Origin of the sequence: Shewanella sp. 10N.286.52.A9 (assembly GCF_041468985.1) — a bacterium.
Taxonomy (GTDB): domain Bacteria; phylum Pseudomonadota; class Gammaproteobacteria; order Enterobacterales; family Shewanellaceae; genus Shewanella; species Shewanella japonica.
In genome coordinates, this window is the sequence record NZ_JBFRJQ010000016.1 from 1 (window position 1) to 16,153 (window position 16,153).

Annotated in this window: 13 protein-coding genes; 7 read left to right on the top strand and 6 right to left on the bottom strand. The window is 40.4% G+C overall.

The genetic code is table 11. The features are described 5' to 3' along the window. Positions 1-139: 139 nt before the first annotated feature. The 5 genes from AB4128_RS13325 to AB4128_RS13345 form a co-directional block, all read right to left on the bottom strand. Positions 140-3,994, bottom strand: a complete 3,855-nt coding sequence (locus AB4128_RS13325) for a S8 family serine peptidase (protein WP_372037967.1) — start codon at positions 3,992-3,994, stop codon at positions 140-142. 254 nt (positions 3,995-4,248) lie between these two features. Further along, entirely contained in the window at positions 4,249-4,710 is a 462-nt protein-coding gene (gene asnC / locus AB4128_RS13330) for a transcriptional regulator AsnC (protein WP_055022683.1), read from the bottom strand. Between the two features lie 420 nt (positions 4,711-5,130). Next, positions 5,131-5,808 carry a bifunctional tRNA pseudouridine(32) synthase/23S rRNA pseudouridine(746) synthase RluA gene (rluA, locus tag AB4128_RS13335; protein ID WP_372037968.1) on the bottom strand — a complete coding sequence of 226 codons (678 nt, stop codon included), beginning with the start codon at positions 5,806-5,808 and terminating at the stop codon, positions 5,131-5,133. A gap of 128 nt (positions 5,809-5,936) precedes the next feature. Next, positions 5,937-6,227 carry a hypothetical protein gene (locus tag AB4128_RS13340; protein WP_055022681.1) on the bottom strand — a complete coding sequence of 97 codons (291 nt, stop codon included), beginning with the start codon at positions 6,225-6,227 and terminating at the stop codon, positions 5,937-5,939. Positions 6,228-6,263: 36 nt separating this feature from the next. Then, the gene (locus tag AB4128_RS13345) at positions 6,264-6,683 is read right to left on the bottom strand and encodes a hypothetical protein (protein WP_372037969.1); all 420 of its coding nucleotides are present in this window, start codon (positions 6,681-6,683) and stop codon (positions 6,264-6,266) included. 188 nt (positions 6,684-6,871) lie between these two features. Between AB4128_RS13345 and AB4128_RS13350 the strand changes: the two genes are divergently transcribed. Beyond that, a complete protein-coding gene (locus AB4128_RS13350) occupies positions 6,872-7,861 on the top strand; it encodes a 2-hydroxyacid dehydrogenase (protein WP_192022081.1) in 990 nt (329 codons plus the stop codon). 95 nt (positions 7,862-7,956) lie between these two features. Further along, a complete protein-coding gene (locus AB4128_RS13355; RefSeq protein ID WP_055022678.1) occupies positions 7,957-8,694 on the top strand; it encodes a dienelactone hydrolase family protein in 738 nt (245 codons plus the stop codon). A 104-nt stretch (positions 8,695-8,798) separates the two neighbouring features. On the opposite strand, the gene AB4128_RS13360 is transcribed toward AB4128_RS13355, so the two are convergent. Then, positions 8,799-9,356 (bottom strand): mechanosensitive ion channel domain-containing protein, encoded by a 558-nt coding sequence (locus tag AB4128_RS13360; protein ID WP_055022677.1) that lies wholly within the window; start codon positions 9,354-9,356, stop codon positions 8,799-8,801. 150 nt (positions 9,357-9,506) lie between these two features. On the opposite strand from AB4128_RS13360, the gene AB4128_RS13365 reads away from it, so the two are divergent. The 5 genes from AB4128_RS13365 (at position 9,507) to AB4128_RS13385 (ending at position 15,998) form a co-directional block, all read left to right on the top strand. Further along, positions 9,507-10,250 carry a spermidine synthase gene (locus AB4128_RS13365; protein WP_372037971.1) on the top strand — a complete coding sequence of 248 codons (744 nt, stop codon included), beginning with the start codon at positions 9,507-9,509 and terminating at the stop codon, positions 10,248-10,250. A 180-nt stretch (positions 10,251-10,430) separates the two neighbouring features. Next, on the top strand, positions 10,431-11,000 hold the full coding sequence (ahpC, locus tag AB4128_RS13370) for an alkyl hydroperoxide reductase subunit C (RefSeq protein WP_055022675.1): 570 nt from the start codon (positions 10,431-10,433) through the stop codon (positions 10,998-11,000). A 204-nt stretch (positions 11,001-11,204) separates the two neighbouring features. After that, positions 11,205-12,812: an alkyl hydroperoxide reductase subunit F gene (gene ahpF, locus AB4128_RS13375; RefSeq protein WP_192022083.1), complete on the top strand. Its 1,608-nt coding sequence runs from the start codon at positions 11,205-11,207 to the stop codon at positions 12,810-12,812. A gap of 260 nt (positions 12,813-13,072) precedes the next feature. Continuing rightward, positions 13,073-14,182 (top strand): GGDEF domain-containing protein, encoded by a 1,110-nt coding sequence (locus tag AB4128_RS13380; RefSeq protein WP_192022084.1) that lies wholly within the window; start codon positions 13,073-13,075, stop codon positions 14,180-14,182. A gap of 196 nt (positions 14,183-14,378) precedes the next feature. Further along, positions 14,379-15,998, top strand: a complete 1,620-nt coding sequence (locus AB4128_RS13385; RefSeq protein ID WP_065109794.1) for a methyl-accepting chemotaxis protein — start codon at positions 14,379-14,381, stop codon at positions 15,996-15,998. Positions 15,999-16,153 lie beyond the last annotated feature (155 nt).

The following is a 16,153-nucleotide window of genomic DNA, read 5'->3' on the forward strand; positions in this document are numbered from 1 at the left end:
CAATTTACAATGAATTACGACCGCATCTTAGTTTAGGGATGAAAACCCCAAACGAGGTGCATGAAAAAGCCAGTAGGGAGTACCAACTGGCTTAACAAAAACCGTCAACCTATTTTAGGACTAGACAGTTAAATAACGATTATGACTTCATTTTACGACGACGGAACATCGCTAAAGGAAGAAGAAGCGTAGTTAACCAGCCCATAGAGCCGCTGTCATCCTTAAGGTCAGGAGCAGAAAGAATATCTATTGAAACTTGTTCAGTAGTACTATCTGCTTCGCCATCATTTGCTGTGACAGTGAAGGTATAGACACCAGTCTTAGTAGAAACAAAGCTAATATCTTTGGCTGTACTATCGAAAGATACATCTACAGGTCCAGCTGTTTGAGTCCAAGCATATGTTAGCGAGTCACCATCAACATCAGCAGCACCAGAACTAACCGTTGCTTCCAGACCTACTAAGATCTTGCTGGCTGAAGGGGATACAGTCGGTGCATCGTTAACATTGGTTACATCAACCACTACTTCAGTTGGAGTGCTTACAGTACCTGCAGCGTCTGTAGCTGAGTAGGTAAACATATCCTTACCGAAGAAATCTTTATTAGGCGTGTAAGTTGCTTCGCCAGACTCTGTGATTGTCACTGTACCATTTGCTGGCTCATCAACAATTTTCACCATACCAAGATCACCTGTAGCGGCAATATTGATAATACGCTGAGCTGAAGCTGTAACACCATCAGCTGTCACTTGAGAACGAGCCACTTTTTGAGCTGGCATTATATCATTCTCTAAAACGTTGAATGTAACAGCTGTTTCCTCAACTGTAGTTGAACTGTCCATAGAACCTAAGTCAAAGTCACTACCTGTTGCCATGTAATCAATTTTAACTTGACCTGCCGCTGCTGCTGAAATTTCAATATAATCATTTGGTGCGACCGTATCGCCTTCACCGTTAAAGTGGAAAGTTGTACCGATTGTACCACCCAGATTTTCTGCTCCAATAGTTAACGCAGCAGGTATTGTAGGAACTTTATAGTAGTTAAATGTAACTTCTTCAGTTTCACCAATTTGAAACCAAACACTAAAGCTATATTGATCACCAGACGCATCATTCCAAAGTTGAGCATCATTCCACTCAGCAACTATCCAACTCGTTGTGCCATTTCCGACTTGAGTAAAGTTAATCGTCCCGCCGCCAGTGTCACCAGCAGTTCCATCACTTAAATCGAAGTCCGACCAGAATGGAGCTACGATATTGTTTGGCGTTCCAGAGTCGGGTAGCTCTTTGTTCGCGTAAGTACCTGATGAGTTACTGTCTCCAGGAATCACTAAGCCATTGTCTGAAACAGTGATTTGAGAGTAACTTTGGCCATTATATTTGAAAGATGGAACACTAAATACATAGCTTTTTTCATCACAGCCGTCATCGCAATCTACATTATTTACAATGCCTAATGAAGCAAGGTTAGGGTATGAACCAGAGCCTTTAGTAGATACCATTTCTGGTAATTCCAAACTACCAACCCAAGTGATCACCCCTGTATCCGTATCAACGCTCATACCATTTTGAGAAGCGTTAGTTAACGTCACTGATACGTCATCTGCTGAAGTTAACTTTGAACCTTCAGGAGCCATGCTTTTGAAAGTAACAGTATTTTCAAACATGGTATTGTTTAATACTGCTGAAATTTCCATATCATCAGACGTGGTTAAATCACTGTCATCTGAAGAAATAGAAATTAGTGTAGAATCACTCGATTCCTTCGCCAATACTGCAAGTGGTAAATGAGCATCTTGCATACCAGATGCACTTGATAGCATCACATTACCGAAGATCCATTCGCCGTATTCAGCAAATGTAGAATCAACAGTAACCATAAAGGTCGCTGAGCCACCTGCTGGAATATCCAATGTAGAAGGGGAAACCATAATACCTGTAGCGTCAGAACTTGTAGCTAATGACCAAGATGTATCTTCTTCACTCTTATTGTAAACCGTGCGAGTGAAAGTACATGGACCAACACATGAATCAGCAGCAATTGAAGGCTTATCGAAAGTTAGTACCGCTTTAGCTGCAGCATCTAAATCCATACGACCCGCACCCATAGCAAACGGTGAAGCTGCAGTAGTTGCATCATCATCTAGGATGCCATCAACAGTTGAAGTTGATGTTAGCGCGGTCTTAATATCATTTGCAGACCAATCAGGATGTAATTGACGCATCATTGCTGCAGCGCCAGCAACATGAGGGCTTGCCATACTGGTACCAGAGATCATATTGAAATCTAGTCCACCATCATCAGGCGAGTAAGCTGATAAGATATTAGTACCTGGAGCAGCAATATCCGGCTTTAAGATATTTTGGTTACCGTTTGGACCGCGTGAGCTAGAACTATTAATGGTATCGGCTAGTTCAGGTACCATTAAACGCTTAATTTCTGAACCAACAGTACCTTCGGTTGCCGTTTCGCCCATAGCATCGATAATATCTAATCCGTCACCATTTGAAATCATCACCGATGGGAATGTAACGCCAGGCATAGACATGGTAATCGGTGCACCAGGATTACTGTTATATACTACAAGTGCACTTGCACCAGCATTCATCGCATTTTCAGCTTTCGACGAAAATGCACAAGCACCTCGAGATATTAATGCGATACTGTCTTTAAAGCTATCAACTGGGAAAGCATCACACCCTTCAAAATTAGCTTCATCGATATTTATTGCAGCAACAACAGGTGCTGTAACATCCATTTCGATAACCGTATCAGAACCAGGGATTGCGAGTAAGTCTTCACCACCAGCATTGAAACTGTTGGCAAAGTAGCGGCCTGTTGTACTGTTGGCTACAGCAATACCAGACTCAATACATGCGGGGCAACCAATAGTGCTTGCGCCATTACCGTCGTTACCCGCTGCAGAAACAACGACAACACCCGCCGCTTCAGCTGCTTCAAACATGGTTTTATATGGGCTACTGGCAGGATCCGCACCTGCGCCACCACCCCAAGAGTTGTTGATAACATCAGCGCCATCATTAACAGCATGCTCTAACGCTTCCATTAACATGATGTTAGAGCCACTACCACCTGAACAGTCTGCTTTAGAATATAACGCCTTGTATGACATTAAGTATGCTGCTGGAGCTACACCTGATAATTCAACATCAATGTCATTAAATTGTGTAGAGACTAAGTTACCTACTGCTGTACCAGCAACGTGTGTACCGTGACCGCCGTAACCGAGTGGACTCATGTATTCATCAGGACAGACTTCAAAAGTCGGTTGAGACCAACGAGCTACAATCAGTTTGTTATTACAGAATGACTCATCTGTAGTTGAACAGTAATCATCAGTTGGCATGACGCCCATAGGTGCTTCAAAACCCTCATCGGCAAACATTGGGTTTTCTGGTCGAATACCACCATCGATAACAGCAACTCGAATGCCTTTACCAGCATTTGCCATTCCATTCACAGTTGTCCACATTGCTTCAGTATTAATAACTTGAAGCGATGCATCCATACTGATGTCATACATAGTTTCAGGGTAAACAGATTTAACCCCAGGAATAGCCATTAACTGCTCAACAGTTAAATTTTGACCCGCGACTGTTACGCCATTAAAAAGAGTTTTGAATTGGCGTTCAACTTTGCTATTAGCTGAAACTTTATTTAATGCATTCGAGAATGCTTTTTGTTCATTGACTAGCTGTGAAGCGTAGCTTTGTACTGCTGCTGATTGAATATCGAGTTTAGTGTTTTTATCCGATTTTGCTGCTGATTTACTTGATACCGCCAAAGCTGGAGATGTCAGTTCTACAATAAAACGTTGAGGGGTGTTTATGGTGGTTAATTTATTTGCTGGTTTCTTATGCTGTTCGATTGATAAAATTTCTAATGGGTATTTGTTACCAGTTAGTTCGGTGTTTGCAAAGCTAGCACTTGATAGTAGTGCTGCTGATATAGCTATTGATAATTTAGTCTTCACAACTTCTTCCTTGGTTAAAGCATTGACCACGTCCAAGCATGTGTAGGGTAGAGACTAGGTCGGTGGTAATGCTGTTTTATAATTTTGTTTATAATGCGTATGGCGCATTCTTCGATGCACTCTACGACTTTTTAACACAAAACTTTAACAAAGGTAACCAAAGGTGTTACAAATTTGCAAAATTATTATGAATTTTAACTATCTCTTAAGTGGTATATCATTATTAAGTAAGTTATAAGCCATTATTTTTTGGACTAAGGCTTAACACCACGAACAATAGGGTTTTGTAGGCTGATTAATGTTTCTGTTGATTGAATTTCATCAATTGACTGGATGCGATTGATTAAAACATGCTGTAATCCATCGATAGACTGGCACATTACCTTTACAAAAACACTGTAATTACCAGTGGTATAATATGCCTCAACAACTTCCTCAAGGGCATTTAACTTTGATATGGCAGCAGGATAATCACCTGCACTTTTTAAATTGATACCAATAAAACAGCAAACGTCATAGCCTAAAGCTTTAGGATCTACTGTTATCCTTGCTCCAGTAATAATGCCTGCTTGTTTCATTTTTTCTACTCGGACATGAATCGTCCCTGCACTGACGGCAAATCGTTTCGCCAGTTCAGCAAAAGGGGTGCGGGCTTCTTCCATCAATGCTTCAAGAATTTGATTATCGAGCTGATCTCTTTGAAATGGAGTTTCCATATTAAAATGCCTAATTTAGTTACAATTAATTATTAATTTAAGGCTAAATATACATAAATACCATCAAAAACTTCTCATGAAGTGATTTTGATGAATAACAATTTTGTGATTAAGTCGCTTCAGAGGAGGTGATTTTGAATATGACTATCGACAACTATCTAGAGATAAGTCATTAAAATAACGATGCAGAGTATGTAGTAAAGACAAGTAAGCTGGAAAACTAAGTATGAGAGCTAAGTATGAGAACTCAGTAAGAGACTTAAGTAAAAGAAACAAGCAAGTAACAATAAGGGGAACCATATTAATAGCAATAGCAATAGCAATAGCAATAACAATAGCAATAGTCATAGGGCTGACAGTGCGACAATCTATGATTGAGTACTCGATAATATCTCGGTTTTATCGCTAATTAAGCCCTAATTATTGATCATTAATAGGTTCTATAAATGGCACTTCGGCTTTAAAGGTTAATGCTTGCTGATGATACGGATGATTAAACGAAAGTTCTGTAGCATGCAGTAGTAATCGTGTTGATAATCTTTTGGCGAGTGGATCAGCGTAAAAACCATCACCTAAAATGACATGGCCTATTGCCATCATATGAATCCTTAGTTGATGAGAGCGACCTGTAATGGGCGTGAGTTTAACTAAGGTAGATTGTTTGGCGTAACTGATGACTTCTACATAGGTTAATGAGGGCTTACCTAACTTATGGTCCACTTTTTGTTTCGGGCGATTTGGCCAGTCGCAAATCAGCGGGTAATCCACTTGCTTAATCGCAGGATTCACATGGCCCGCAACTCTTGCGTAATAGGTTTTGGCCGTTTCTCTATCTCGAAACTGACGTTTTAACTCACGCTCTGCATTACGGCGCAGTGCAACGACAATAACCCCAGATGTGGCCATATCTAAGCGATGTACAATTTGTGCATTGGGGTGCTTCTCAAGCACACGGCTATATATGCTGTCATGGTATTGAGCTTCTCTTCCAGGAATAGATAACAATCCTGAAGGCTTATTCAGTACGATAATGTCTTTATCTTCGTGAATGATATCAAGCCAAGGATCGGTTGGAGGAAGGTAAATGAAATCTGCCATGGTAAGCCTTTAACGTAAATGCGCGGCAAAGATACCTTTGCCGCCATATTTGTGCAAGTTGTTCTCGCTACCTTTGTGGCTAAATGACAATTTCAGCCTTTACTTAAATCAAATCGTTAAATTTTGTATTAAGAAAAAGCGTTGCCATTAACGTGCATAATGGTAAAAGTCCAAACAACAAAAGCGAGAGGAACATGAACCAAGGCATAAAAACTTTGATCTAATCGAGACATACCTTGAGCATTCCAGATTAAATACACATGCGCGATGAGTACTAAAGGAAATAATGACAGTAGCGGATAGAGGGCAAACGGGCTCGCATCAGCAAAAATACTGTGACTAAACAGTGCCCAAAAAACCATAAAACTGGTGGTTAGCGGCGGTGCAGCTAACCGATATTGTTCTGGATAAGGAAACATCCTATAACCTTAATAGCAACAAAAGATACTACTAGATTAACCTTTAATTTCCTTTTTGCCATGTATTACTTTTCGATGGACCACAGAATAATGTCTAAGCCCAGCAGGTCCATGAGATACCACAACTGATAACAGCACAATAAAGATAGTGATCTCAGGCTTCCAATTTGCCATTGGGATAAATAGCAACAAGAGTAAAATTTTACAGATGGTTAATACGCCTTTTAATTGAATTAACCAGCGCCAATCGCGAATAACTTCCCAAGCAAACAGGGCAACACCACTGGCCATTGCTATGATCCAATAGTTAAGCCACTCACTTTGCTCTATACCCAGTAGCAGACCGCCACCGGCACCGACGACACCAACAATATGCAAGGCGCGTAAACTGGTTTTTCCGAGGCGTTGGACCCAAAATTGAAATTCTGATACTTCTTGTTGCTGCTTTTTAGACATAGAAAATACGTAATTGGTCAGTTATTGACGTATCAGCTTAACAAATTCATTTCGAATGAATAGCGATCTATAGCAAACTCTAAATTATTGCTATGCTGATGTGATAAAAATGCGCAACCTTGATATCCGATTTACTTATTTGATTTCAAGTATAAGCCGTTGTAACGCTTTCTATTAAGGACAATGACATGAAAATTGGCTTCTTCAGTGCCAAAAATTACGATATTCAGCACTTTGATGCAATCAACAAAGATTTTGGTGCAACCATTGAATATTTCGATTATCGACTTTGCATGCAAAACGTTAAATTGGCTGATGGTTTTGAAGTGGTGTGCGCATTTGTTAACGACTCATTGTGCGAAGAAGTGTTAGTAGAGCTCGCTAAAGGTGGCACAAAAATTATCGCAATGCGCTGCGCCGGATTTAATAATGTGGATTTAGATGCAGCGCATCGATTAGGGATCACTGTCGTCAACGTACCAGCTTATTCTCCCGAGTCGGTTGCAGAGCATACTATTGCGATTATGCTGACATTGAACCGGAAAATACATAAAGCATACCAACGCACTCGTGACGCCAACTTTGCCCTATCGGGTTTGGTGGGTTTTAACATGCATGGCAAAACCGTCGGTGTTATTGGCACAGGGAAAATAGGCATTGCTACGATTAAGATTTTGCTTGGTTTTGGCTGTAAGGTGATTGCTTACGATCCATATCCTAATCAGCAAGTGATTGATTTAGGAGTTAACTATACCAGTCTCGATGAATTGTACCCTCAATGTGACATCATCAGTTTGCACTGCCCATTGACTGAAGATAATCATCATATGCTGTGTACTCAAAGTTTTCATAAAATGAAAACAGGGGTTATGGTGGTTAATACTTCACGTGGTGGATTGTTAAATGCAATTGATGCCATGGAAGCGCTAAAAGAGGGGCAACTTGGTGCATTAGGTTTGGATGTTTATGAAAATGAAAAAGAACTCTTTTTTCAAGATAAGTCCAACGAAATAATTCAAGATGATGTTTTTAGACGGCTGTCAGCCTGTCACAATGTTATCTTCACTGGTCATCAAGCGTTTTTAACTGATGAGGCGCTTAATGCAATTGCCTCGACAACCTTAAAAAATGTTACCGACTTACTCTCAGGGCAGCATTCAGCAAACGAGTTAAATTAGATCGTAAGCAAACATGGTGAGACTTATTTTAGGTAATGCTCAAGGTTTACACATGTTAATAAAACCAGCACTCAGACTGACTAAAAAGAGGGAATATGATAATCACCAAGGAAGTTCATGATATTGACACGCCAACAGGCGTGATGCGCACCTACGTTTATCGCCCAGATGTCGCAGGACAGTTCTCGACAATTATTTTTTACTCTGAAATTTTTCAGCAAACAGCACCTATAGCTCGCAGTGCAGCAATACTTGCTGGGCACGGATTTGTCGTGCTAGTTCCTGAGGTTTTTCACGAGTTAAACCCGATTGGTACCGTGCTCGATTATGATGATATTGGTAAAGATAAAGGCAATGCAGATAAATTTGCAAAGCCCTTAGAACATCATGATAGTGATACGCAAGCAATGGTAGATTTTGCTCGTAGCCAAGCCTATTGCACCAGTAAAGTCGCTGCTATGGGAGTGTGTATCGGAGGGCATTTAGCATATAGAGCAGCGCTGAATGCGGATATCAGTGGCGCTTTTTGCTTGTATCCTACAGACATACATTCCAATACCTTACCGTGTGAAGCATTGAATGATTCACTTACCCGCACGGGGGATATTGCTGGTGAAGTGGCCTTGGTGTTTGGCAAGCAAGATCCTCACGTGTCTAGTGAAGGGCGCAAAGTGATTTACCAAAAGCTTGAGCAAGAAGGCGTGAGTTTTAGCTGGCAAGAAGTCAATGCTCAGCATGCGTTTATGCGTGATGAAGGTGAACGTTATGATGCGGCACTGGCATTGCAAATGTATTTACAAGCTGTGGCATTTTTTCAGCGCTTATTAAATTAACCCGATACACAGATGCAATAGCACTCGTGAAGTTAGCTTAATTAATGAATGCGCTATGGGAGCTCCCCCATGTGGCGCATTTTTTATTAGGGCAATGTGTAAAGCTAATCAGGTGTGATATCTTCATCGACATATTGAGAGGCGGTTTTCTCTGTCGATGAGTTTGGTTCCTTCACTGTTTTAGGTATTTTTATGACTGCCTTTTGTAGCATAAGGTTATTCGGGTAAGTCATCATATCGCCTTGATCGCGTTTAATTATCACATGAAATAAACTGATTTCGACAATCACCCCTGTCATATCTTCATCTTTATCCACGATTTTTATCTTATCGCCAATTCGATACGGAAATGCAAAGAAAATCAGTACCCCTGCAGTAATGTTGCTTAACATTGACCATTGGGCAAATAACGCAACCCCCAAAACGGCAAAGGCAGATGAAACAAATAACGAGACTTCTTGGTACCCCAATCCTAATGACACAGCCATAATGGATGCAGTAATAAAAAAGAGTAGGTAAGTTAATAGTCTTGTCACTAAACGGCTGCGTACTTCATTGACCTGTTTTTTCTTGGCTTGTTGGCTGATAAATTGCTTCAGCTGTTGCTGTATAAAGATAAATACAGCAATGCAAATAGCGCAAATTAGGATTTGAATTGTCATAGTGGCTCACTTTAATGCGTCAAGTTCCGACTTATTTAAGCTAAGTTTGAAGTCAAGATGATGTGAGTTTGAATTTATCCTGTAAACTGTCTTTCTTGCAACCAAATTCGTCAGGTTGAAATTAGCTGACGGTATACCAGAGTCAGTTCCATGTCAGATTATCAGCAGTTACATCATATTAGTGATGAGATCGGTCCTATCTATGTCTTAGAAGACAATGAATGTCGAATTTTGTCCTTTGGTGACAATGACGAACAAAGTAAAATCCTTAAAGCCCAGCCCCATATTCCTCAGCATACCTATATTCAAGCGATGTTAGCAGTATTGCTTTTTAGCCAACCTAAAAGTGCAATCATATTAGGTTTAGGTGGCGGTGGGTTAATTCATGCTTTGCGCCGTTATGATGCAGCCATAAAATTGACCGCTGTTGAACTGCGTTCACCTGTTATTGATATTGCTAAACGATTTTTCCAGTTGCCAATTGGCAAAAAGTTGAATTTGGTTCATCAAGATGGCACCGCATTTCTTGCTGAAGGTAATCATAAACGCGTAGATATTATTTTCGCGGATATGTACATAGAGCAAGGCGTCGATGAAAAACAACTTACAGTGGAGTTTATTGACCATTGTCATCAAAGCTTAAAAGCTGACGGATTTTTGGTACTCAATTGCTGGAAAGAGCATAGCAAAAGTGAACTATTAAAGCAGACATTGTCTATGCACTTTGCAAATGTTTATGCCACATTAACAGGTGGTGGCAATTGGGTTGTGTATGCCAGTAAGCAGCCACACTCTTTTGGTAGTGCAGTCAATAAACAGCATGTGCAGCAATTATCCAAACAGCTTGATTATCCAGTTGGACGGGCGCTAACACGTTTTACCCAATGGGAATAAGCAAGTTTAATATCAGTGATTCGGAAAATCCGATTATCCAAGTCTTTTATCTGTCTTTGTTCTGAAAAACCGATTAGGGTGATAGTTTTTACCCGTTATATTTAATTTTAAAGACTCGCTATTATCTATTCCATCAAACGGATACAGCGACACACTTAATTAAATTATCGGAGTAACACAATGACTCAATCAATTATCAATTCTACAATCAAGCCATTTTCAGCTACTGCATTTCACAATGGCGAATTTGTACCAGTGACTGAGCAAGACCTACTAGGTAAATGGTCAGTAGTATTCTTTTACCCTGCTGATTTTACTTTCGTATGTCCTACTGAATTAGGCGACATGGCAGACCATTATGCTAAGCTACAAGAAATGGGCGTTGAAGTTTACTCAGTATCTACTGACACTCACTTCACTCACAAAGCATGGCACGCAAGCTCAGACACTATCGGCAAAATCAACTACCCAATGATTGGTGACCCAACTGGTGCAATCACGCGTAATTTCGGTGTGATGATTGAAGAAGACGGTTTAGCACTTCGCGGTACATTCGTAATGAACCCAGAAGGCGAAATCAAAGTTGCTGAAGTACATGACCTAGGTATTGGTCGTAGCGCATCAGAGCTAGTACGTAAAATTCAAGCTGCTCAGTACGTAGCAACACACGACGGCGAAGTTTGTCCAGCAGCATGGCAGCCAGGTGAAGAAACACTTGCTCCATCAATTGACTTAGTCGGTAAAATCTAAGCTTACAGACTTAATACGTCATAATGGCTTACTCATCTCATCATCTGAGTAAGCCATATTGCTAACAAAAGTTAGCAAGCCTGTTTCAAATCATCTCCGGTCAATCTTAGGCATCCCGATTTCTGTGTGATTCATCACCATGCAGAGATACTAAGATTGACAATTTTTTTGCTCAATCTCATTTTATTTTCCAGGAGCACACGTATGTTAGATACGAATATTAAAAATCAACTGAATACCTACCTGCAAAACCTCAAGCGCCCAGTTGAACTTGTCGTGTCAGCAGATGCAAGCTCTAAGTCTCAAGAGTTGTTATCACTTGCTCAAGATATTGAAGGTTTATCATCTTTAGTGAGTTTACAGCAGCAAACGTCGGATAGAACGCCGTCAATGAGCATTAAAAATCCACAAAATGGATCAAATATTACCTTTGCTGGTTTACCAATGGGGCATGAATTTACCTCTTTAGTGCTTGCGTTACTGCACTCTGGTGGTCATCCGATCAAATTAGATGCGGATGTGATCGAACAGATCCGAAACTTACCTGGTGAATTCCATTTCGAAACCTATGTGTCGTTGAGCTGTCAGACTTGTCCTGAAGTGGTGCAAGCGTTGAATATGATGGCTGCGATCAACCCAAATATTACTAATGTGATGATTGATGGCGCATTATTTCAAGATGAAATTAATGACCGCAATATCATGTCTGTGCCCACAGTGTATATGAATGGAGAGCCGTTCTCTGTTGGCGCGATTTCTGTTGTAGAAATCTTAAACAAGTTAGATGTAAATGCAGCAGCAAGAAAAGCTGAACAGTTAAATAACAAAGAATCGTTTGATGTTTTAGTTGTTGGTGGTGGCCCTGCTGGCGCGTCAGCTGCGATATATGCAGCGCGCAAAGGACTTCGCACTGGCGTAGTTGCCGATAAGTTTGGTGGTCAAGTGGCTGAAACTGTTGGCATTGAAAACTTTATTTCAGTGTCTAAAACAGAAGGCCCTAAGCTGGTGGCCAACCTTGAAGCACACGTTAAAGATTATGATGTCGATATCATGGATAATCAACGTGCTTTGTCATTAAAGTCGGGTAAACAATTTGAACTAGAACTTGAAAGTGGCGCTAAGCTAACAAGTAAAACCATTTTATTAGCAACGGGTGCACGCTGGCGTGAAATGAATGTACCTGGTGAGCAAGAATATCGCGGTAGTGGTGTAGCTTATTGTCCACATTGCGATGGCCCTTTATTTAAAGGTAAGCGTGTTGCAGTGATTGGCGGTGGTAATTCCGGCATTGAAGCCGCTATTGACTTAGCTGGCATCGTTGAACATGTCACCGTACTTGAATTTGACGCTAGTTTACGTGCTGATGAAGTCTTGCAGCGTAAAGCTAATTCAATGGGCAACATTGACATTATTACTCAAGCAATGACCACTGAAGTTTTGGGTGACGGTAAGCGTGTAACGGGTCTTACATATACTGACCGCAGCACAAACGAATCTCATAATGTTGAACTCGCGGGTATTTTTGTTCAAATTGGTTTAGTACCCAATACAGAGTGGCTAACCGATACCGTAGACTTAACTCCGCGTGGTGAGATTATTGTTGATGGTAAAGGTGAGACATCTATTCCCGGAGTATTTGCAGCTGGCGATGTGACTAACTCAGCTTACAAGCAAATTATCATTGCGATGGGAAGTGGTGCAACAGCATCATTAGGGGCATTCGATTACTTGATTCGTCATAGTGATGAAGCAGATAACGCAACTGATGGTACTGTTGAGAAAGCATTGAACTCTGATACCGTTGCTGCATAAGTCACCTCCACAAACAAGGCGATAGCCTTTAGGCTACTTTAGCAAATATCGAAAAAGTAAAAACAGCTAACTTTGTTAGCTGTTTTTTGTTTGGCGAGCAAATTTAGCCTTAACGGTGAAGTGACTAAACCAAGTGGCAATACTATGTAAGCTATTGTTGTTTAAGTTCAAGTGCTGGTTAAATTAAAAGCAAAAAGCATGTCGCAACAGGTGTGAAAGTCGCTATAATCAATTGAGATATCCTCATACATAAGTGAAAGATGCAAAAAACAACCCCGACATTTGAGCAACAGTTACACTTTGAAACCCAGCAATACCTTGCCAAAGGGTGTCGTTGGTTAAGTGTACTGAGCTTTATTTTAGCGGTTGTGATTGCCATTACTCGATTGTTGAATATTCCAGAGCTAAATTTCACCTTCACACTGATTAGTATCCTGCCATTAGCATTGGTATCGCTTTACGGCGCAATGCGTGATTTCTCTCTTCCTTCGTCGCAAAAGATAAATGACTACGGCCGCTTCTATCGTTATATATTGGCGTTACTTTTATGTTGGATCACAGTCTGTAACTGGTTGATATTATCAGCACCATTTGCTCAGGGAAAAGTAGAATCAATATTGCATTTAATGATGTTTGCTTTATCTATCGCATTTTTCCCCGTCCGTCGTTTATTGCTTTTTGCTGTACTCATCATGTCGACTTATATGGCATCGGTGAGAGTTTTCTTTTTTGCTGATGAGTTGTTTTTCCCAATCATGAAAATGTTGAGCTTTCTTGGGATTGTCATTTCAGGTCAGCAAGTCATTGAAAAATGGTTTAGGAAGTCGATTTTTAAAGATGTTGAAAATCAACGCTTAGTGAATGAACTCAATCAATTAGCGTTAACAGACAGTTTGACCAAGCTGAGTAATCGACGTTATTTTGATGCGATGTTAACCAAAGAAATTCAGCATTGCGAGCGAAGTGGCTCGGCCATGTCAATCATTCTAATGGATATAGACTTCTTTAAAAAACTCAATGACTACTCAGGCCATCAGCGTGGTGACGAATGCTTGATTGAGCTAGCAAAGTTATTAAAACATCAGATTAAAAGACCGAGAGATGTTTGTGCTCGTTATGGCGGAGAAGAGTTTATTGTGTTGCTTCCAGAAACCGATATAGCAGGCGCAGTTGAAGTCGCTAATAATATTAAGTTACGCCTTAACCAATTAGCATTTCAGCACCCAGACTCTTTGGTGAGCGAATATGTCACTGTCTCTCAAGGGGCTGCGCAATGGCAACCTGGGATCAATGCAGAACAATTAATCAAGCAAGCTGATGATAAGCTTTACGAAGTTAAAGCGACAACTCGAAATAATATTGCTTATTAACTTTAGCAATTTGCCGAGTGGCCGATATACAAATTGTAACGTATTTGTCGTTAATAGCAGTATAAAAGGATTTTAACGCGTTTTAGCAAGGTAAGCTGCGATAAATAATATGGTCACTTTAAAGTGACAGCGCAGTTTATTTATACGTGTTTTATTAAGGCAAATATCCTTTTACGAGTGCTTTGGGGGGCAACAAATGAATTGGTTTAGCAACATGTCAATCTTCAAGAAAGTCGGCTTGATTTTCGTACTTTCTGTCATCATCTTTGCCGTCAATTTAACGATCAGTATTATTTCGATTAATAAGAACAACGATGCAATGACGTTCATGCAAGACAAAGTCTCGCAGCGTGTTGAGCTTGCCAATCAAAATGTTATTTATGTTCAAAGGCTTGATGAACTTTATACTCAAGCGGTGTCATTTTCTGATGAAGACTTGATTGATAACGCCAATAAAACATACCAATCTCTGCAAAAAAACATTAATAGCCTTATTAGTCTCGACAGTGAACAGTCGAGTAATTTGTCATTACTTAATAAAGAACTAAATCAATATAATGAGGTGACCTTTGACCTTGCTAAAGGCATGGTTGATAACACAATTGACATGAGCAAAGTCGGCCAGATTATTGCTACTAAAACCCAAGTTTATGACAAATTAATGGTAGGTATTCAGCAATATAAAGCGGACAAAGTTACCGAGTTTAATTATACGATTCAAGAGTCGGTTAGCCATTCAGAAACCGGTTTAATGCTGACGTTATCTATTGGTTTGTCTTTACTATTATTAATGGCTATTGCAACTATCTCTATTGCTAAATCGTTAAGTAGCTCTGCGGGTAATTTAGCTAACTCGCTTGGTGAATTAGCCGATGGTAAAGGTGATTTACGTCATCAACTTGATGTCACAGGGCGCGATGAACTAGGCCAAGTCTCGACCAACTTTAATCGTTTTTTACGTTTACTTGCCGATGCGATTCAGCAAGTGGTAAGCGTTACAGCGCCATTACTACAAAGCGCAGAGTCATTAAAAGAGCGAATGGGTATTGCGACTCAAGCAACAGAAAAGCAAAGTCTAGATGCCAAAACAGTGCAGCACTCAATGGAAGAAATGGGCTTATCTGTTAATGAAATTTCTCAAAGCGCCCAACAGGCAGCTGAAGCGGCTGATAGTGCAGAGCGAGAAGCTACAAACGGCCTAGCTGTGGTGGCAAGTACGATTAATATTTCTCAAGAACTTAATGCAGAAATTGAAATCGCTTCAGAGTCGATTAATGAATTAGCCAAAGACACTGAAAGTGTAAATTCAATTCTCAATGTCATTACCTCCATTGCAGAGCAAACAAACTTATTGGCGCTTAATGCCGCGATTGAAGCTGCACGAGCGGGTGAGCAAGGCCGAGGTTTTGCGGTTGTAGCGGATGAAGTTCGGGCTTTAGCCTCTAAAACTGCAGATGCCACTAAAGAAATTCGTGAAGTTCTGTCTCGCTTAAAAGGCGCGGCAGAATCATCAGTTACAACGATGGATGTTGCTATTGGTAAAGCGTCTGATAATGAAAAACATGCCCGTGAAACTGGTGATGTTTTAAAGTCTATTCAAGAACAGATTGTGAATATCAATACCATGAATACACACATAGCAGCGGCAACAGAGCAGCAATCTGCAGTAGCAGCACAAGTCAGCCATAACGTTGTTGAAATGAATGCTTCATTTGTGCAAACATTAGAGATTTTAGCCGAAGTACAAGATGTGTCTGATGGGTTGTTAGATTTTTCTGACGAGCTGAATAATGCCACCTCTCAGTTTAAGCTTTAATGTGCTTTCTAAGTTTATGTCTGAGGTATGTGACTTAGCCTTATACCTTAAGGGGGGTTCTTAGCCTTTTTCACTGGATATGTTCAAACTTTAACTAAACATTGGCACATTAAATTAATGAAAAAACCACCTCTTAGGTGGTTTTTTTGTGGCTG

Coding starts and splice junctions, on each gene's coding strand:
- asnC (WP_055022683.1), bottom strand. CDS start 4,710: ATGGAAACTCCATTTCAAAGAGATCAGCTCGATAATCAAATTCTTGAA.
- rluA (WP_372037968.1), bottom strand. CDS start 5,808: ATGGCAGATTTCATTTACCTTCCTCCAACCGATCCTTGGCTTGATATC.
- AB4128_RS13340 (WP_055022681.1), bottom strand. CDS start 6,227: ATGTTTCCTTATCCAGAACAATATCGGTTAGCTGCACCGCCGCTAACC.
- AB4128_RS13345 (WP_372037969.1), bottom strand. CDS start 6,683: ATGTCTAAAAAGCAGCAACAAGAAGTATCAGAATTTCAATTTTGGGTC.
- AB4128_RS13350 (WP_192022081.1), top strand. CDS start 6,872: ATGAAAATTGGCTTCTTCAGTGCCAAAAATTACGATATTCAGCACTTT.
- AB4128_RS13355 (WP_055022678.1), top strand. CDS start 7,957: ATGATAATCACCAAGGAAGTTCATGATATTGACACGCCAACAGGCGTG.
- AB4128_RS13360 (WP_055022677.1), bottom strand. CDS start 9,356: ATGACAATTCAAATCCTAATTTGCGCTATTTGCATTGCTGTATTTATC.
- AB4128_RS13365 (WP_372037971.1), top strand. CDS start 9,507: ATGTCAGATTATCAGCAGTTACATCATATTAGTGATGAGATCGGTCCT.
- ahpC (WP_055022675.1), top strand. CDS start 10,431: ATGACTCAATCAATTATCAATTCTACAATCAAGCCATTTTCAGCTACT.
- ahpF (WP_192022083.1), top strand. CDS start 11,205: ATGTTAGATACGAATATTAAAAATCAACTGAATACCTACCTGCAAAAC.
- AB4128_RS13380 (WP_192022084.1), top strand. CDS start 13,073: ATGCAAAAAACAACCCCGACATTTGAGCAACAGTTACACTTTGAAACC.
- AB4128_RS13385 (WP_065109794.1), top strand. CDS start 14,379: ATGAATTGGTTTAGCAACATGTCAATCTTCAAGAAAGTCGGCTTGATT.